This is a genomic window from Xanthomonas sp. LMG 12460 (assembly GCF_009192895.1).
GTDB lineage: Bacteria > Pseudomonadota > Gammaproteobacteria > Xanthomonadales > Xanthomonadaceae > Xanthomonas_A > Xanthomonas_A sontii.
In genome coordinates this window covers 1-16,440 of sequence record NZ_NKUH01000113.1, presented here as the reverse complement: position 1 = coordinate 16,440, position 16,440 = coordinate 1, and the positions used below count along the sequence as shown (strand labels likewise).

Below are 16,440 nucleotides of genomic sequence, written 5' to 3'. Positions count from 1 at the left end.
CCACAGCCCTATAATGTGCGGCTCGCGACACGGGCGGTTAGCTCAGCGGTAGAGCATTGCCTTCACACGGCAAGGGTCGCAGGTTCGAACCCTGCACCGCCCACCACGAATTTGAGTGTCAACGAAAAAGCCGGCCTAGTGCCGGCTTTTTTTGTGTTTGAATTTTGATATTTGAGGATTTGTGGGCGCTCTTTGCCGATACACGGGCACTCAGAAGTTGCGCCGGCCTCTTCGGGACGGGGGCAGGGTCAATACAGCTTTCCGATCTTCAATGTCTCAATCAGGTGCGCTCTTTTGTCGAGGGAATGTTGCGTTTGATGACTGCGCTAGAATTCTGAACAATATCAGTCGCCAGGTAGTGCGAAATGAGTAGAGAAATTTTGTACGCCGTTCAAGGTGCAGTGGATGCCAAGTCCTGGGAAGAGATTTGGCTGCCGCCAATTGTGACGATTTTAGGTGTGCTTATCACTGTATTGGTTACAGCCTGGGTCACGCTTAAGCAGTTAAAGCAGCAGGAGAGCATAAGTGCAAAGAACCGCCTGATAGAGACAAAGCGTGAAGTTATTCTAGAGGGTGTTCGTGGTATGTATCGTGCACATGCTGCTTTTGGTAGGCTAAGTAACTTTAATGTTTCTGATGCGGAAATTCTTCTTGATTTCCAAGAGGGGATGTCGCGAATTTCTACTGCTTCAGCGGTAGCTAGCCTCGAAACCGTTACGGCCGGTAGGAACTTTACTCAGATGTTCGGTCCTATATTTATTAGGATGTTTGTACGGCGGATGAATATTAAGTCTGCAATTGGTGATTCGGGAGGTGACTATCGGGCTGTTGCTGGCGATTTTGTCCGGGAGCTGACGGAATACATGCCTGCACTGGTCGACGCGCAGGCTGAAGTCTTGGCGGCAGTCCGGCAGGATATTGATATCGACAGGAATATTGATGTAGAGCGTTTCAGGGTAGCGGCCAAGGTTGATCAAAAAATAGTATTACAGGCAGTTGATGATGCGCTTAAGGGGCAGTCATGAAAGGTTGGTTTAATGGAGTGCCTGCTCGAGTTGAGCATTGCCAATGTGTGCATGGCTATACTTGGCCTCCAAACCTTTTTATGCTAAGAAGTAAAACTACACGTAGTGATACTTCATCTGCGCAATCAGCAGGACGCCATGCTCGACCTTATAGACGATCCGGTGTTCGTCGTTGATGCGTCGCGACCAGTAGCCTGCAAGTGCATGGCGTAGCGGTTCGGGTTTGCCGATGCCCTGGAAGGGATCGCGTTGAATGGCCTTGATCAGGTCGTTGATGCGCTTGAGCATCTTTTTGTCGGCCTGTTGCCAGTAGAGATAATCCTCCCAGGCATTGTCCGAGAACTGCAGCGTCACTCGCTCAGTTCCCGCGCCTTGCCGCGACCGGATTCGAGTTGGGCGATGGATTCCAGCAAGCGCTGCGCGTTCTTCGGGCTTCGCAGCAGATAGGCGGTTTCCTCCATCGCCTTGTAGTCCTCCAGCGACAGCATGACAACGGCTTGCTCGCGGCTGCGCGTGATGATCACCGGCTCGTGGTTGTTGACCACGCGGTCCATGGTGTCCGCGAGAGCGGCACGTGCGGCGCTGTAGGTGATGGTGTCCATGATGGCTCCGAGTTGTACAATAAATTGTACGCTCGCGTGTGCCCCTGTCAACGGGCATCCCTTGACCGGATGCAGGGAGATTCTGGCTGGAGTCACCAAGCGATGACCACTTGGATGCGACCGGCTCACGACCCGATCACAACATCGCTCGATACTGCACGCATGCCCGAAGGTCCCTCGATCGTCATCCTGAAGGAAGAAGCCGCTGCGTTCGCCGGGCGCAAGGTGTTGCGGGTGTCCGGCAACAGCAAGCTGGACCTGAAGCGGATGCGAGGTCGCAAGATCCTGTCGCTGCGCAGTTGGGGCAAGCACTTCCTGATCGAGTTCGATGCGTTCAGTGTGCGCATCCACTTCCTGCTGTTCGGCAGCTACCGGATCAATGCGCGCAAGGATGCGTCGGCGCGTTTGAGCCTGGGCTTTGCCAAGGGCGAGGAACTGAACTTCTACGCATGTTCGATCAAGTTCATCGACGGTCCGCTGGATGCGGCCTACGACTGGACCGCGGACGTGATGAATCCCGACTGGGATGCGGCGCAGGCGCGGCGCAAGTTGCGGCAGCGGCCGCATACGCTCGCCGCCGATGCCTTGCTGGATCAGGACGTGTTCGCCGGGGTCGGCAACATCATCAAGAACGAGGTGCTGCATCGGATTCGCGTGCATCCGGAGAGCGAAATCGGCGCATTGCCGGCGCGGAAGCTGGGCGAACTGGTGACGCAGGCGCGCGAGTACAGCTTCGATTTCTATCGTTGGAAGAAAGCCTACGAACTGAAGAAGCACTATCAGGTGCACACCAAGACGGTGTGTCCGCGCGACGGTCATTTGCTCACTTATCGCAAGCAACTCGGCAAGGCGCAGCGGCGCGCGTTCTTCTGCGAGCATTGTCAGCGGCGGTACGCGCTGGATGATGGGTTGCAGACCGACATGTTCACGTAATTCCGCTGCCGTCAGCGAAGTGCTGATCGTGTTGCGGCTAAAGAGGCATGTACCTTGGCTGCAGTGTCCGCATTGGATGAGGTGGCGGAGACCGCGTAATCGGTGCCGGCGGCCGGTGCACATGCGTCAGGCAGGGCAATGGGGCGTCGCCGTCCACCACGCGCGCTGATCGTCCTTGGTCAGGAAGGCAGCGCTACGGCCTCGTCTTCGAATTGCCGAATGCCTAGTTCGGTGAGCAGGCCGGCCCAGCCGAGATCGGTGACCACCAAGGCGCGGGAGCCGTCGGCGCGGCGTAGCCAGTGTCTGGCGCAGAACTGATCGAGCAGGGCGGCGCCCAGGGAGCCGGCGAGGTGGTGGCGACGTTCGGTCCAGTCCAGGCAGCGCCGGGCCATGGCGCGGCGGCCTTGGGCGAGGTGCGGCAGGTCCAGGCCCATGCGCGCGAACCACGCCGCGCCTTCGCTGGAGACGGCGTAGCGGGTGGCGTCGTCGTGCGTGGTCAGCCAGGCGCGCTGCTCCAGTGCCTCGGCGACTGCCACGCCGAGGCGCCCGGCGAGGTGGTCGTAGCAACAGCGTGCCAGGCGCAGCGGTTGGGCGTCACGATGCGGGGGGCGGCATCGCGCGGCCTGCGGCGGCGCGAGGGTGGCCAGGGTCTCGAGCACGGCGGCGACCTGTGCGTTGGCCAGGCGGTAGTAGCGGTGGCGGCCCTGGGTCTCGACCGTCAGCAGGCCGCCCTCCAGCAGCTTGGCCAGGTGCGCGCTCGCGGTCTGCGGGGTGATGCCGCCGGCGAAGGCCAGCTCGCCGGCCGGCAGGGCGCGCCCATCGATCAGCGCCATCAGCATGGCGGCGCGCGCCGGATCGGCGATCAGAAACGCGGTCGCCGCCAGCTTGGGTCGTTCCAGATGCATGGCCGCGCTCCCGATGGACGTGGCCATCATAGGGCCGGCTGCGCCGCGACGTTTCGATGCGCGCCGAAGCGATGCCGTCGACGGATTCCTAGACTGCGCGCATCCCCACCGGAGCCTGCCGATGCAGACGAACGAAGCGCCGCCGAACCCCGCCGAGCGCGAAGCGCAGGTCGTATTCGAACACTGGCATCGGCATGTGGTCGCGCGCGATCTGCCGGCATTGATGGCGCTGTATGCGCCAGACGCACAGTTGGAGTCGCCCTTGGCCTATGTGGCGTCGGCGACGCGCCAGGACGGGCGGTTGCAGGGCCGCGATGCCATCGCCGCGTTCTTCGCCGCGTCCTTCGCCCAGCCCGAGAACGGCCTGGGCCGCTGGTACCGCAGCGGCCGCCGGCATGTGTCGGGGCGGCAATTGGTCTGGGAGTATCCGCGCGAAACCCCGCAGGGCGACCAGGTCGATCTGGTGGAGGTGATGGATCTGGACGCTGCCGGATTGATCGCCTGCCACCGCGTGTACTGGGGCTGGAAAGGCGTGCAGACGTTGCTAGCGGCGTTGGGCAAGCAGTCCTGAGCTTGCAGGTAGTCCTATCGCGCGGCAGCGAGTGGTTGCGCGTTCGCCGGCGTCGCCTCGATCTGGCACGCAACGCGGTGCCGCGTCAGTGGAAATCCCGGCTGCGGATATCCAGGCCGAGCAGCATGGGCGTCAGGTCTTCCAGGTGGGCGGCGATCAGGTGGCGGACCTTGCCTTCGGTCTCGACGCGACCGCGTACCAGCAGCAGCCGGGACTCGAGCAGGGCCTGGCGCTGGCGGTCGGCCAGGCGTCGCCACACCACCACGTTGACCAGGCCGTGCTCGTCTTCGAGGGTGACGAAGGTGACGCCGCTGGCGGTCTGCGGGCGTTGGCGCATGGTCACCAGACCGGCGATGGCGACGGCGCTGGCATGCGGCAACGCGCGGAGTTCGCCGGAATGGCGGTAGCGGCGCGCCCGTAGCTGCGCACGCAGCAGGGTCAGCGGGTGCTTGCCAAGGGTAGTGCCGAGCGTCGCGTAGTCGGCGCGGATGTCCTCGCCCTGGCTGGGCAGCGGCAGTGCGACCTGTTGCTCGGGTGTGGCCGCGAGCGCTTCGAACAGCGGCCGTTGCGCTTCGACGCCGGCCACGGCCCAGCGGGCACGATGGCGATGGCCGGCCAGGGCTTTCAATGCGCCGGCGTCGGCGAGCGCGGCACGTGCCTTGTCGTCGAGCGCGGCGCGGTGGCACAGGTCGGCGAGGTCGTGGAACGGCGCCTGTGCGCGCGCCTGCTGCAGACGCAGTGCGGCGTCCTCGGCCAGGCCGCGGACCAGACGCAGGCCCAGGCGGATAGCCGGCTGCACCTGCGGGTCGGGACTATGCGCTTCCAGGCTGCAATCCCAATCGCTGTAGCGTACGTCCACCGGCCGCACCTGCAGGCCGTGGCGGCGTGCGTCCTGCAGCAACTGGTCGGGGCTGTAGAAGCCCATCGGCCAGCTGTTGATCAGCGCGCAGGTGAACGCGGCCGGTTCGTGGCACTTGAGCCAGCAACTGGCGTAGGTGAGCAGGGCGAAACTGGCGGCGTGGCTTTCGGGAAAGCCGTAGCTGCCGAAGCCCTTGATCTGCTCGAAGATGCGTCCGGCGAATTCGGCGGTGTAGTTCCTCTCCAGCATGCCCTGCAACAACTTGTCGCGATGCGGTTCCAGCCCGCCGTGGCGTTTCCAGGCGGCCATCGAGCGGCGCAACTGATCGGCCTGGCCCGGCGTGTAGCCGGCGGCGACCACCGCGAGTTGCATCACCTGTTCCTGGAATAGCGGCACGCCAAGCGTGCGTTTGAAGACCTCGCGCAACTCGTCTGGCAGATCGTCGGTGGCCTCCTCGCCGCTGCGCCGGCGCAGATACGGATGCACCATGCCGCCCTGGATCGGGCCGGGGCGCACGATCGCCACCTGGATGACCAGGTCATAGAACTCTTTCGGCTGCAGCCGCGGCAGCATCGCCATCTGCGCGCGCGATTCGATCTGGAACACGCCGATGGTGTCGGCGCGCTGGATCATCGCGTAGGTCTCAGGGTCTTCGGCAGGAATGGTCGCGAGCGTGTAGTCGCGGCCGCGGTGCGCGCGCAGCAGGTCCAGGGTGCGGCGTAGCGCGCTGAGCATGCCCAGCGCGAGCACGTCGACCTTCATCAGCCCGACCAGTTCCAGGTCGTCCTTGTCCCACTGGATCACCGTGCGCTCGGCCATGGTCGCGTTCTCCACCGGCACCAGGGTGTGCAGCGCATGCTCGGAGATGACGAAGCCGCCGGGATGCTGCGACAGGTGACGCGGGAAGCCGATCAGTTGGCCGGCGAGCACCAGCAGCCGGCGCATCACCGGCGTGTCCGGGTCGAAGCCGCGTTCGCGCAGCAGTTCCTGTGCCGACTCCACCGGATCGCGCTGGCCCAGCGCGGACGACAGCGCGTCGACGGTGTCGCTGGGCAGGCCCAGTGCGCGCGCCACGTCGCGCACCGCGCTGCGCGTGTGGTAGCTGATCGCCACCGCGGCCAGTGCGGCGCGCTCGCGGCCGTAGTGGCGGAAGATGTACTGGATCACTTCCTCGCGGCGCTCGTGCTCGAAATCGATGTCGATGTCCGGCCGCTCCTTGCGTTCCTCGGAGATGAAACGCTCGAACAGCATGCCGATGCGGTCCGGATCGATCGCGGTGATGCCCAGTGCGTAGCACACCGCCGAGTTCGCCGCCGAGCCGCGACCCTGGCACAGGATGTCCTTGGAGCGCGCGAAGCGCACCAGGTCGTAGACGGTGAGGAAGTAGGACTCGTACTTCAGCCGCTCGATCACGCCGAGTTCGTGTTCGATCAGGCGCCGTGCCTTGTCCGGCACGCCGTGCGGCCAGCGCTGCGCCGCGCCGCGTTCGGTGAGGATGCGCAGCCATTGCGTGGGCGTGTGCCCGGGGGGAACCAGTTCGTGCGGGTATTCGTACTGCAGTTGGCCGAGGTCGAATGTGCAGCGCTGCGCGATGCGCGCGGTTTCGGCCAGCAGTTCTGGCGGATACAGCGTCGCCAGCGTGGCGCGCGGGCGCAGGTGGCGTTCGCCGTTGGGATACAGGTGGGCACCGGCTTCGTGCAGTGGCAGGCGCTGCCGAATGGCGGTCAAGGTGTCCTGCAACGCGCGGCGGCCGCGCGCATGCATGTGCACGTCGCCACTGGCCACGGCCGGTAGCTGCAGCGCATGCGCCAACTGCAGGCGCGCCTGCAGCATCGCGGCGTCGTCGGGGCCGCGCAGCAGTTCCACCGCCAGCCAGAGCCGCTGCGGGAAGCGCGCCTGCAGCCAGACACCGTCCGCGGCGTCGTCGCCGTCGCCGCGCGGCAGCCACAGGCACAGCAGGCCGGCGCCGTCGTCCGCGCTGGCCAGATCCTCGCGCAGCGTGCGGTAGCTGCCTTTGTCGGCGCGGCGCCGGGCCAAGGTGATCAGCCGGCACAGCCGCTGGTAGCCGTGCAGGGTCTCGGCCAGCAGCACTAGCTTGGGGCCGTGCTCGAACTGGATCTCGCTGCCGACGATGAGGTGCAGGCCCATGTCCCGGGCCGCCTGCCAGGCACGCACGATGCCGGCCAGGCTGCATTCGTCGGTGATCGCCAGGGCGCGGTATCCATGGTGCAGCGCGCGTTCGCACAGTTCCCAGGGGTGCGAGGCGCCGCGCTGGAAGCTGAAGTTGGACAGGCAATGCAGTTCGGCGTAGTCGGGCAGCGCTGCGTCGGCTGGCGCACGTGGCGCACTGGCGGCGGGCGCGCTGGTTTGCGCAGGCGCCGGTGTCGGCAGCAGCCGCAGGCGCGGCGGCATGCGTGGATGCGGCGGGGTGTGGCTCATGCGAACCAGCCGTGCAGCATCAGTGCGTCCGGCGCGCCGGCCGGGGCGAAGGCCCAGGCGCGCTGGCCCTGGCGGGTGCGCACGACGTAGTAGTCGCGGCGCACGTCGCCGTCATCCCACCAGCCGCTCTCGATGCGCTCCGGCCCGGCCAGGCGCTCGGGCGCGCGTTCGCGCAGCGGCACTGGCCGCGCCAGCAGCCAGCCGGGCCGTGGCGGCGCGTTGGCGGCGGGTGTGGCCGTGCTGCGCGCCGTGCTGGATTCGGCGCGCCAGGCCAGTTCCGGGCGATGGTCGGCGTGCGCGCGCAGGCCGTGCACGGCGTCGTCGCCCAGGCGCGCGCGCAGGCGTTCGCGCAGTTGTTCCCACGGCAGCGCCTGCTGCGCGCGTTCGTCGAACAGTTCGCGCGCGGCCGGCACGAACGGCGGCAGTTCGTCGGCACACAGGCGCAGCGCCTGCACGGGCGCCGGCACGCTGGCCTGCTCCAGGCGCCCGCGCGCCAGTTCGAACAGCATCGCCGCATCGCGCTCGGCGGCGAGCAGGCCCACCGGCACCACGCTGGGCTCCAGGTCCTCGTGTTCCAGCAGCAGGCGGAAGCGCTGCACGCCGCCGTCGCGCCCGGCCAGGAACGCGGCCAGGTCCTGGGTCAGGCGACGCAGCGGGAACAGCAGCGCCTGGTTGGATTCGGAGGCATAGCCCAGTTCCACGCGGGCATCGAAGCGGTCCGGCGGCAGGTAGTACTGCAGCGGCAGCGGCGCCTGCCCGCGCAGCGCATCCAGGTGCTGCAGCAGGGCGGGCGGATAGCGCCGCGCCAGCGCGGTGCGCGGCAGTGCGAACAGCTGCTGCAGGCGGCGCAGGCCCATCCGCGCGAAGCCCTCGGCCAGGGCCGGCGACAACCCGGCGCGGGCGATCGGCAACTGCCCCAGCGCGCGCTGCAGCGCGGCGTTGTCGAGCAGGGCGATGCCGTCGTGGGCATTGACCAGCGCGCGCGCGGCCAGCGGATGCGGCGCGACCACGATGCGGTGGCGGAAGCCCAGCGCGGTCAGTTCCTCGCGCAGTCGCGCCTCGAAGCGCGGCCACGGCCCGAACAGGCCGAGGCTGGCTTCGATCTCAAGTAGCAGCGCGCCGGGGTAGTCGGTGCTGACCAGCGAACTGAAGCGGTACGCCCACGCCGCAAGGAACTGCTGGCTGCGGCGGCTTTCTTCGGCATCGTGCAGGGCGGTGGCGAAGCGATCGCACAGGGCCTGCGCGGTGACCAGCGATTGTCCGGGGCGCAGGCCGCGGGCGCGCGCGGCGGCGTTGACCGCCTTCAGCGTGCGCCGCTGCGGCGGACCGTCGAGCAGCGCCAGCGGTTCGTCCGGTGATGGCCAGCGGCGCAGGACGGTGTCCAGCGCCAGTTGCGGCAACAGGATGCAGGCCCAGCGCACGGCAGCGGCCTCACCCGGTCGCCAGGGCGGACAGCGCGATCGGCTGCGCCGGCGGCAGCCCGCCGCGGCACTTGAGCACGCGCAGTTGCGCCGGCGCGGCGTCGATGGCGATGCGCAGCGCGGCCGGCGACGGATTGGCGGCGGCCTTCAGCGGCCGGTAGGCGAAGCCCAGGGTGCGCCCGGTCTCGGCGGCCACCTGCAGCCGGCGCAGGGTCTTGTCGCCGGCCAGCCCCGGCCAGCACAGCACCGCCGCGCAACTGCCGGCGCGCAGGCACTGTTCGGCGGCCCAGGCCGCGTCGGCGCCGGCGCGGACGATCTGCAGCTGCGCCAGCGCCACCCCGGCCTGCGCCCAGGCAGCGGGGTAGGGCAGGTACGGCGGATCGATCAGCACGATGCGGCCGTCGCCCTGCGACAGCCGCGCCAGCGTCGGCCACAGCAGCTGCAGTTCGCCGATGCCGTCGGCGGCGTGCAGCAGTTCGGTCAGCGCCATCTCCGGCCAGCCGCGCGCGGGCAGCACCGCGTCCAACGCGGCGTGCCCGGTCGGCTGGGCGCTGGGCGGCAGCGCCGTCGGCTGGCCGCGCCAGACCCGGCGCTCGGCCAGCAGGCGGTCGAGGGCGACGACGGCAGCCATCAGCCGGGCCGGATCAGGCCGCAGTAATGCCCTTCGATGGCGAAGTCCTGCCCGCGGCCGACCACGATCGGCGCATAGGCGGGATTGCGCGGCAGCAGCGCGATGCCATCGCCCTCGGCGCGGTAGCGCTTGATGGTGAGTTCGCCGTCCAGCCGCGCCACCACGATCTGGCCGTTGCGCGCGTCGGCGGCGCGGCGCACCCCGACCAGGTCGCCGTCGAGGATGCCGTCGTCGATCATCGAGTCGCCCTGCACCCGCAGCAGGTAGTCCGGGCGCAGCGCGAACACCGCGCGGTCCAGGCGCAACTGCTGGTCCAGGCCGATGTCGGCACCGATCGGCGCGCCGGCGGCGACCCGACCCAGCACCGGCAGTTGCAGCAGTTCGCTGCGCGCGCCGGCCTGCGCCGGGCGCAGGCTGCGCGCCTGCTGCGGCACCTGCTCCAGCAGTCCGGCCTCGACCAGCGCCTGCACATGCTTGCGCGCGGCATTGCGCGAGGCGAAGCCGAAGCGTTCGGCGATCTCGGCCAGGCTCGGCGGCCGCCCGTCCTGCTCGGCGCAGGCGTGGACGTAGGCGAGGATGGCGGCGCGCTGCGGGGACAGAGTGGTCATGGTGTACATTTGTACACCTTTGGCGGTGCCTTTGGCGAATGGACCTGCTGAATGCTTTTGGAGGAGGTGCTGTCGGTTTCGCCGGGGCAGTCGTTCTTGGCGGTACCGCGGGTCTGGATGACGCCAGTTCGTCGCCGCCTCCTTTCTGGTCGGGACTGCTTGCGGCGGGTCCGCGATGCGCATGATGGTCATCTGGGGCAGACTTACGGCGCCTGGCCGCAGCGGCCAGGCGCCATTGTTGCGTTCACCGAGTGGAGTTGCAGGTTGCCTGCGACTTCCGCCGGTACTGCCGCTTGCCCGGCGGCGTGTCGCGTCCGAAGCTGTCGAGATGAGCGTCTTGACAAGCACACGGGGTGACGTCGCGATGGGCAGATTGGTCAGGGGTTGGAGTTGTGTGTTGCTCGGCGCCTTGGCGGTGTCCGGGCACGCTGCAGGGATCGCTCAGCAGGATCTGCGGGACGCACTTCTGGCCTTTCGCGCCAAGGCGAGCGTCGGGCCTTTTGGGCCAGAAGAATTGCGCGAAGTGGCGAAGGTGCTGGATGGCGGTATTCCGTCCGAAGGCCAGGTCGGCTGCGAAGGGATCAATGCCTTGGGAGCGATCGTGCTCGCGTCGCGCGGTGATGGAAAGCTCCAGAGTAGGCTCATGGACGCGCTCTACGAGCGTGTGGGAGATGATGTCGACGCCGAGGGCTATGCCGAACTGGCTGACCGCGTGGCGCTCTCCAGCGGAAAGAAGCCGTCCTACGGTGCAGTCCCCGAACTGAAGGACGGCGTGCTCCGGCTGCAAGAGGGCTTGAGCGAGATGGCGGTGAATGAGGAGCGTGATGACCTGGGGCTTGCTCCCATCGCTGTGGGCCTTCGGGCTGCGAGTGACCTGATCTCTGTCGGCGTGCCCTATGGCCAAGTGATCGGTGGGGCCGCGTTGTGCCAGCGGCCGCCACCCATCACGCATCCCGATCTGAGGCGCTCTCTAAATGAGCGATACGCGCGGGACCAGAAGCTGAGGGAAGCGTGGGACGAGGCAGGGACGGGGGCGGATTCCGCCGAAGCGAGGGCGGCAGACGCCGACGATGCCAGGAACGCGGTGTTCGTTGCGGATGTGCTCAAGAAGTACGGCTTTCCCGACGCGCAAATGGTGGGACGCAAGGGCGTCATGGCGTTCTACATCCTGGTGCAGCACTCCCACAGTCCTGAGCTGATACGGGAGGCGCTCGGAATGGCGCGGCCGCTGATGCTCCGCGGCGAGATGGCTCGCCATGATTACGCGCTCATGATCGATCGACTGCGCATGTACCAAGGAAAAGACCAGATCTACGGCTCTCAGGTCAGCGAGGACGACGGAAAGGTCGAGCCGTATCCGATCCAGGACAGGGCCTCGCTGGATCGCCGGCGGGAGATCATGGCGATGGAACCGTTCGATGCATACCTGAGCTCGATGCAAAGTAATTGATCAAGGGCATGTCATTGGCGGGTGCCAATGTCCGAGGCCATGCGTTGAGTCGCAGGGTGGGGATTGCGTCAGCGACGGATGCCGGCCGAAGTCTTGGCTTTCGCCGTTGGCGCTTTGCCGACTGACCTGTCCGATTGCGCGGCGACCAGGTCGATCTGGATCCGGTAGCCCAGCGCCGTGGCGGCGCGGCTCAGCGTGTCCAGGGTGAGGCTGGTATCGGTGGCGTCTAGCACGCGGTCCAGTTGCGAGCGACTGGTGTTCATGCGCCGGGCCAGTGCGCTCTTGGTGAGCTTGGCGGACTTCATCGCTTCGGCGACCTGCCAGGCGATCACGCGCTTGGCGGCGAGTGCGGCGGTGTCTTCGAGGATGCCTTCCTCGGCCAGGAAGCTGTCGAAGCTGGACCCGATATGGGCATTGCGGCTCATCGCATCACCTTGTCTCTGCGGCGTTTGGCGGTGGCGAGATCGGCGCTCGGGGTCTTGCCCGACTTCTTGACGATGCCGTGCAGCAGCACCATGTCCGATCCAACGGTGGTGGAAAAAAATCCGCGCAATGCCTTCGGGAATCGCGCTGCGCACTTCCCAAAGGTGCTGGTCCAGCTTGCGCACCAGGGGCATGCCCAGCGGCCATCCCAATTGCACCGTCTTGATGTCGCCGCCGATCGCTTTCCTGGCATCGGCCGACACCGCTTCCCTGAGCCAGACCCGCACCGGCTCGACGCCCGATACGGCACGGTAGAAGCGCACGTCCAGTGTGGTCTCCATGACGGTATGGTGTACCAATATTGGTGCATGCGCAAGGTGCGCTCGCCGTCCCCTCAGCTCGGCGCGCCGCCATCCTCCGGCATCGCCCCGGTGTAGCGGGCGCGTGGCCGGATCAGCTTGCCCAGGGCCTGCTGCTCCAGGGCGTGGGCCAGCCAGCCGGCCTGGCGGGCGGCGGCGAACAGCACCAGGGCGTGCGCCGCCGGCAGGTCGTGGACGAAGCAGAGCGCGGCCAGCAGGCAGTCGATGTTCGGGCGCTGGCCGCTGCAGTCCTGGGCGGCGGCGATCACCGAATCCACGTGCTGCATGCGCGCGCTGCCGCCGCTGCGTTCGCGCAGCAGGCGCAGCACTTCGGCCGCGCGCGGATCGCCGTCGGGGTACAGGGCGTGGTGGAAGCCGGGCAGGTCGTCGCCGCGCTGCCAGCGTTCGGCGATCAGGGCGGCGGCGCTGGGCGCTTCCTGGGCGTCGCGCAGCAGGGCATGGGCGCGGGCGGTGGCACCGCCGTGGCGCGGGCCGGACAGGGCGGCCAGGCCGGCGCTGACGGTGGCGTGCAGCGGCGCACCGGTGGAGGCGACCACGCGGGCGGCGAAGGCGGAGACGTTGAGTTCGTGGTCGGCGCACAGCAGCAGCGCGGCGCGCACCAGTTCGGCGAAGTCGGCATCGCCGGGACGCCAGTGGTCGGCGATCAGGCGATGCAGCGGGCGCGCGTCCGGCGCGGTGCCGACCAGCAGCGCGGCGTTCTGCCGCAGCAGGGTGGCGGCGATTTCGCGGCGCACGCCGGGGGCGGCGTTGAGCGACTGCCGAAGCTCCAGGGCCAGCAGCGGGATGCAGGCCATGGCACGTTCCAGCGGCGGCAACGCGGCATGTCCGGCCAGCGGCGCCACTACCTCCGGCCAGGGCGCGACCGGGGCGCTGGCGAACGGGTCTTCGCCCTCCGGGCAGTCCCACAGCAGCCGCGCGACGTCCTCCAGGCTGGCGCCGGCGCGCACCATGGCCACCGCCGAACGTCCGCGGTAGTAGGGGCCGTCGGGGCGGATCAGCGAGATCCGCGTCTCCAGCACCGGCAGGCCGCGGTCCAGGCTCTGCGCGGCACCACGCGCGGCGCCGCGGCCGGCGCGCTTGCGCTGCGCCAGCCGCTCCACTTCGGCGCGCAGGTAGGCGCGGCTGCGGTGGTCGGGACCGGCGCGCGAGCTGAGCAGGCCGCGGCTGACGTAGGCGTACAGGGTGGCGCTGCTGATGCCGAGCAGGGCGCAGGCCTGCGCGGCGGAGATCAGGTTGCGGTCGGGGCTGTCGGACATGAAGGGACGATAGGTTGATTCATTGAATCAAGATTGATCCGTGCCGGCGAGAGTGCCAGATTGGCGCCCATCGCGGAACGCCCGGCGGGGCGCCGCCGCCTCTTCGTCAGGAGCCGCCCATGTCCCTCGTTTCCCCCGGCGCCGGTTTCCGCGCCGCCCTGGCCGCCGAAGCGCCGTTGCAGGTGATCGGTGCGATCAACGCCAACCATGCGCTGCTGGCGCAGCGCGCCGGCTACAAGGCCATCTACCTGTCCGGCGGCGGCGTCGCGGCTGGTTCGCTGGGCCTGCCGGATCTGGGCATCAACACCCTGGACGATGTGCTGATCGACGTGCGTCGCATCACCGACGTGTGCCCGCTGCCGCTGCTGGTGGACATCGACACCGGCTTCGGGCCGAGCGCGTTCAACATCGAGCGCACCATCAAGGCGTTGATCAAGGCCGGCGCGGCCGCCTGCCACATCGAGGACCAGGTCGGCGCCAAGCGCTGCGGCCACCGTCCCGGCAAGGAGATCGTCAGCCAGGGCGAGATGGTGGACCGGGTCAAGGCCGCGGCCGATGCCAAGACCGATCCGGACTTCTTCCTGATCGCGCGCACCGACGCGATCCAGACCGAGGGCGTGGACGCGGCGATCGAACGCGCCATCGCCTGCGTGGAGGCCGGCGCCGACGGCATCTTCGCCGAGGCCGCGTACGACCTGGACACCTACCGCCGTTTCGTCGACGCGGTGAAGGTGCCGGTGCTGGCCAACATCACCGAGTTCGGCAAGACCCCGCTGTTCACCCGCGACGAACTGGCGTCGGCCGGCGTGGCGATCCAGTTGTTCCCGCTGTCGGCGTTCCGCGCCGCCAACAAGGCCGCCGAGGACGTGTACACCGCGATCCGCCGCGACGGCCATCAGCAGGGAGTGCTGGAGCGCATGCAGACCCGCGAGGAGCTGTACGCGCGCATCGGCTACCACGCCTTCGAGCAGCGCCTGGATGCGCTGTTCGCCGGCAAGGGCGCATGATCGGCGGCGATTTTCCCGCCCGAGTCCGTCCATGAATCCCAATGCCGGTCCCTCTTCGTCGCTGCGCAGCCGCATCGATCGCCGCCAGACCGCGCGGCAGTTGCTGCAGACCGAACTGGAGAAGCTGCCCGAAGCCGAGCGCGAGGTGGTGGAGCGCTTCATCGCCAAGCGCCACGTGGCCCGCGACATCGTCACGCAGGCCGACCGCGACCGCTCGCTGGGCGAGCGCGTCGCCGACCGCGTCGCCGAGATCGGCGGCAGCTGGAGCTTCATCATCGGCTTCTGCGTGGTGCTGCTGGGCTGGATCGCGCTCAACAGCCTGGTGCTGGCGCGCGCCTTCGATCCGTATCCCTACATCCTGCTCAACCTGTGCCTGTCGTGCCTGGCCGCGATCCAGGCGCCGGTGATCATGATGAGCCAGAACCGCCAGGCGGCGGTGGACCGCCTGCGCGCGCAGAACGACTACGAAGTGAACATCAAATCCGAACTGGAAATCCTGCAGGTGCACGAGAAGCTCAACCAGCTGCGCGAGCAGGACTGGGCGACGCTGGTGGATCAGCAGAACCGCCAGATCGCCATGCTGCAGCAACTGCTCGAGCGCGCCGGGGCCTGGCCACCGGCGCCGCACGCCCCCTGATCCACTGCGTCCATCCGACCGCAACACCGGGAGATTCGCCATGAACGACACCGCTCCGCAGACCGCCCCCGCCTTCAAGCCGAAGAAATCGGTGGCCCTGTCCGGCACCGCCGCCGGCAACACCGCGCTGTGCACGGTGGGCCGCAGCGGCAACGACCTGCACTACCGCGGCTACGACATCCTGGACCTGGCGCGCAGCAGCCAGTTCGAGGAGATCGCCTACCTGCTGGTGCACGGCAAGCTGCCCAGCAACAGCGAGCTGCGCGGCTACAAGGCCAAGCTGCGCTCGCTGCGTGGCATTCCGGCCGCGGTCAAGGCCGCGCTGGAGCAGTTGCCGCCGTCGGCGCATCCGATGGACGTGATGCGAACCGGCGTGTCGGTGCTGGGCTGCGTGCAGCCGGAGAAGGACGACCACAACCATCCCGGCGCGCGCGACATCGCCGACAAGCTGATGGCCAGCCTCGGCTCGATGCTGCTGTACTGGTACCACTACAGCCACAACGGCCGGCGCATCGAGGTGGAGACCGACGACGATTCGATCGGCGGGCATTTCCTGCGCCTGCTGCACGGGTTCAAGCCGCACGAGGAATGGGTGCAGGCGATGCACACCAGCCTGATCCTCTACGCCGAACACGAGTTCAACGCGTCCACCTTCGCCTGCCGGGTCATCGCCGGCACCGGCAGCGACATGTACAGCGCCATCGCCGGCGGCATCGGCGCGCTGCGCGGGCCCAAGCACGGCGGTGCCAACGAGGTCGCCTTCGAGGTGCAGAAGCGCTACGACACGCCGGACGAGGCCGAGGCCGACATCCGCGCGCGGGTCGAGCGCAAGGAAGTCATCATCGGCTTCGGCCACCCGGTGTACACGGTGTCGGACCCGCGCAACCAGGTCATCAAGGACGTGGCGCGCGAACTGTCCGAAGCGCAGGGCAGCCGCAAGATGTACGACATCGCCGAGCGCCTGGAGACGGTGATGTGGGACATCAAGAAGATGTTCCCCAACCTGGACTGGTTCAGCGCGGTCAGCTACCACATGATGGGCGTGCCGACGGCGATGTTCACCCCGCTGTTCGTGATCGCCCGCACCGCCGGCTGGAGCGCGCACATCATCGAGCAGCGCGTCGACGGCAAGATCATCCGCCCCAGCGCGCACTACGTGGGGCCGGAGGATCAGGCGTTCGTGCCGATCGATCAGCGCAAGTGATGCGCCTGCACGCCTCGACCCCGAATGACACTCCCCTCTCCCACCGGGAGAGGGGTCGGGGGTGAGGGTACGGGCGCAGCCTCGTGGTG

The 16,440-nt window shown here is 67.8% G+C and carries 16 protein-coding genes and 1 tRNA gene; 8 read left to right on the top strand and 9 right to left on the bottom strand.

Annotated features, from left to right (window positions below; genetic code table 11):
- Positions 1-31 precede the first annotated feature (31 nt).
- Both CEK66_RS18765 and CEK66_RS18760 read left to right on the top strand, forming a co-directional pair.
- Positions 32-106: transfer RNA gene (locus tag CEK66_RS18765), tRNA-Val, on the top strand.
- A gap of 259 nt (positions 107-365) precedes the next feature.
- Complete coding sequence (locus CEK66_RS18760; protein WP_152237914.1) at positions 366-1,025, top strand: hypothetical protein; 660 nt, start codon at positions 366-368, stop codon at positions 1,023-1,025.
- A gap of 96 nt (positions 1,026-1,121) precedes the next feature.
- Here the strand turns inward: CEK66_RS18760 and CEK66_RS18755 are convergent, their stop codons facing one another.
- Positions 1,122-1,379 carry a Txe/YoeB family addiction module toxin gene (locus CEK66_RS18755; protein WP_152237913.1) on the bottom strand — a complete coding sequence of 86 codons (258 nt, stop codon included), beginning with the start codon at positions 1,377-1,379 and terminating at the stop codon, positions 1,122-1,124.
- Complete coding sequence (locus tag CEK66_RS18750) at positions 1,376-1,627, bottom strand: type II toxin-antitoxin system prevent-host-death family antitoxin (RefSeq protein ID WP_017907919.1); 252 nt, start codon at positions 1,625-1,627, stop codon at positions 1,376-1,378. The genes CEK66_RS18755 and CEK66_RS18750 overlap by 4 nt, the downstream gene beginning before the upstream one ends.
- A 162-nt stretch (positions 1,628-1,789) precedes the next feature.
- Here CEK66_RS18750 and CEK66_RS18745 point away from each other — a divergent pair, with 162 nt between their 5' ends.
- On the top strand, positions 1,790-2,560 hold the full coding sequence (locus tag CEK66_RS18745; protein ID WP_152237920.1) for a DNA-formamidopyrimidine glycosylase family protein: 771 nt from the start codon (positions 1,790-1,792) through the stop codon (positions 2,558-2,560).
- Positions 2,561-2,739: 179 nt separating this feature from the next.
- On the opposite strand, the gene CEK66_RS18740 is transcribed toward CEK66_RS18745, so the two are convergent.
- Positions 2,740-3,465, bottom strand: a complete 726-nt coding sequence (locus CEK66_RS18740) for a helix-turn-helix transcriptional regulator (RefSeq protein ID WP_152237912.1) — start codon at positions 3,463-3,465, stop codon at positions 2,740-2,742.
- A 121-nt stretch (positions 3,466-3,586) separates the two neighbouring features.
- On the opposite strand from CEK66_RS18740, the gene CEK66_RS18735 reads away from it, so the two are divergent.
- On the top strand, positions 3,587-4,036 hold the full coding sequence (locus tag CEK66_RS18735) for a nuclear transport factor 2 family protein (protein ID WP_152237911.1): 450 nt from the start codon (positions 3,587-3,589) through the stop codon (positions 4,034-4,036).
- An 85-nt stretch (positions 4,037-4,121) separates the two neighbouring features.
- Here CEK66_RS18735 and CEK66_RS18730 read toward each other — a convergent pair whose 3' ends face one another.
- The 4 genes from CEK66_RS18730 to lexA are packed head-to-tail and all read right to left on the bottom strand — an operon-like array spanning position 4,122 to position 9,994.
- The gene (locus tag CEK66_RS18730) at positions 4,122-7,334 is read right to left on the bottom strand and encodes an error-prone DNA polymerase (protein ID WP_226978685.1); all 3,213 of its coding nucleotides are present in this window, start codon (positions 7,332-7,334) and stop codon (positions 4,122-4,124) included.
- Complete coding sequence (locus CEK66_RS18725; protein ID WP_152237910.1) at positions 7,331-8,755, bottom strand: DNA polymerase Y family protein; 1,425 nt, start codon at positions 8,753-8,755, stop codon at positions 7,331-7,333. The genes CEK66_RS18730 and CEK66_RS18725 overlap by 4 nt, the downstream gene beginning before the upstream one ends.
- 10 nt (positions 8,756-8,765) lie before the next feature.
- A complete protein-coding gene (gene imuA, locus CEK66_RS18720) occupies positions 8,766-9,386 on the bottom strand; it encodes a translesion DNA synthesis-associated protein ImuA (protein ID WP_152237909.1) in 621 nt (206 codons plus the stop codon).
- On the bottom strand, positions 9,386-9,994 hold the full coding sequence (gene lexA / locus CEK66_RS18715) for a transcriptional repressor LexA (RefSeq protein WP_152237908.1): 609 nt from the start codon (positions 9,992-9,994) through the stop codon (positions 9,386-9,388). Before lexA ends, imuA begins: the two co-directional genes overlap by 1 nt.
- A 397-nt stretch (positions 9,995-10,391) precedes the next feature.
- On the opposite strand from lexA, the gene CEK66_RS18710 reads away from it, so the two are divergent.
- Positions 10,392-11,444 carry a DUF6624 domain-containing protein gene (locus CEK66_RS18710; protein ID WP_152237907.1) on the top strand — a complete coding sequence of 351 codons (1,053 nt, stop codon included), beginning with the start codon at positions 10,392-10,394 and terminating at the stop codon, positions 11,442-11,444.
- 68 nt (positions 11,445-11,512) lie between these two features.
- On the opposite strand, the gene CEK66_RS20785 is transcribed toward CEK66_RS18710, so the two are convergent.
- Both CEK66_RS20785 and CEK66_RS18695 read right to left on the bottom strand, forming a co-directional pair.
- Complete coding sequence (locus CEK66_RS20785) at positions 11,513-12,208, bottom strand: XRE family transcriptional regulator (RefSeq protein WP_255424710.1); 696 nt, start codon at positions 12,206-12,208, stop codon at positions 11,513-11,515.
- A 53-nt stretch (positions 12,209-12,261) separates the two neighbouring features.
- Entirely contained in the window at positions 12,262-13,503 is a 1,242-nt protein-coding gene (locus tag CEK66_RS18695) for a citrate synthase family protein (RefSeq protein WP_152237905.1), read from the bottom strand.
- A 119-nt stretch (positions 13,504-13,622) separates the two neighbouring features.
- Here CEK66_RS18695 and prpB point away from each other — a divergent pair, with 119 nt between their 5' ends.
- The 3 genes from prpB to prpC are packed head-to-tail and all read left to right on the top strand — an operon-like array spanning position 13,623 to position 16,351.
- Entirely contained in the window at positions 13,623-14,510 is an 888-nt protein-coding gene (gene prpB / locus CEK66_RS18690) for a methylisocitrate lyase (RefSeq protein WP_152237904.1), read from the top strand.
- Positions 14,511-14,541: 31 nt separating this feature from the next.
- The gene (locus CEK66_RS18685; RefSeq protein ID WP_017916026.1) at positions 14,542-15,147 is read left to right on the top strand and encodes a DUF1003 domain-containing protein; all 606 of its coding nucleotides are present in this window, start codon (positions 14,542-14,544) and stop codon (positions 15,145-15,147) included.
- 40 nt (positions 15,148-15,187) lie between these two features.
- Positions 15,188-16,351 (top strand): 2-methylcitrate synthase, encoded by a 1,164-nt coding sequence (gene prpC, locus CEK66_RS18680; protein ID WP_152237903.1) that lies wholly within the window; start codon positions 15,188-15,190, stop codon positions 16,349-16,351.
- The last annotated feature ends 89 nt before the right edge of the window (positions 16,352-16,440 follow it).

What these genes read in the sequence shown, in the direction of transcription:
- prpC (WP_152237903.1), top strand. Translation starts at nt 15,188, where the DNA reads ATGAACGACACCGCTCCGCAGACCGCCCCCGCCTTCAAGCCGAAGAAA.
- CEK66_RS18685 (WP_017916026.1), top strand. Translation starts at nt 14,542, where the DNA reads ATGAATCCCAATGCCGGTCCCTCTTCGTCGCTGCGCAGCCGCATCGAT.
- CEK66_RS18745 (WP_152237920.1), top strand. Translation starts at nt 1,790, where the DNA reads ATGCCCGAAGGTCCCTCGATCGTCATCCTGAAGGAAGAAGCCGCTGCG.
- lexA (WP_152237908.1), bottom strand. Translation starts at nt 9,994, where the DNA reads ATGACCACTCTGTCCCCGCAGCGCGCCGCCATCCTCGCCTACGTCCAC.
- imuA (WP_152237909.1), bottom strand. Translation starts at nt 9,386, where the DNA reads ATGGCTGCCGTCGTCGCCCTCGACCGCCTGCTGGCCGAGCGCCGGGTC.
- prpB (WP_152237904.1), top strand. Translation starts at nt 13,623, where the DNA reads ATGTCCCTCGTTTCCCCCGGCGCCGGTTTCCGCGCCGCCCTGGCCGCC.
- CEK66_RS18750 (WP_017907919.1), bottom strand. Translation starts at nt 1,627, where the DNA reads ATGGACACCATCACCTACAGCGCCGCACGTGCCGCTCTCGCGGACACC.
- CEK66_RS18740 (WP_152237912.1), bottom strand. Translation starts at nt 3,465, where the DNA reads ATGCATCTGGAACGACCCAAGCTGGCGGCGACCGCGTTTCTGATCGCC.
- CEK66_RS18760 (WP_152237914.1), top strand. Translation starts at nt 366, where the DNA reads ATGAGTAGAGAAATTTTGTACGCCGTTCAAGGTGCAGTGGATGCCAAG.
- CEK66_RS20785 (WP_255424710.1), bottom strand. Translation starts at nt 12,208, where the DNA reads ATGGAGACCACACTGGACGTGCGCTTCTACCGTGCCGTATCGGGCGTC.
- CEK66_RS18695 (WP_152237905.1), bottom strand. Translation starts at nt 13,503, where the DNA reads ATGTCCGACAGCCCCGACCGCAACCTGATCTCCGCCGCGCAGGCCTGC.
- CEK66_RS18735 (WP_152237911.1), top strand. Translation starts at nt 3,587, where the DNA reads ATGCAGACGAACGAAGCGCCGCCGAACCCCGCCGAGCGCGAAGCGCAG.
- CEK66_RS18730 (WP_226978685.1), bottom strand. Translation starts at nt 7,334, where the DNA reads ATGAGCCACACCCCGCCGCATCCACGCATGCCGCCGCGCCTGCGGCTG.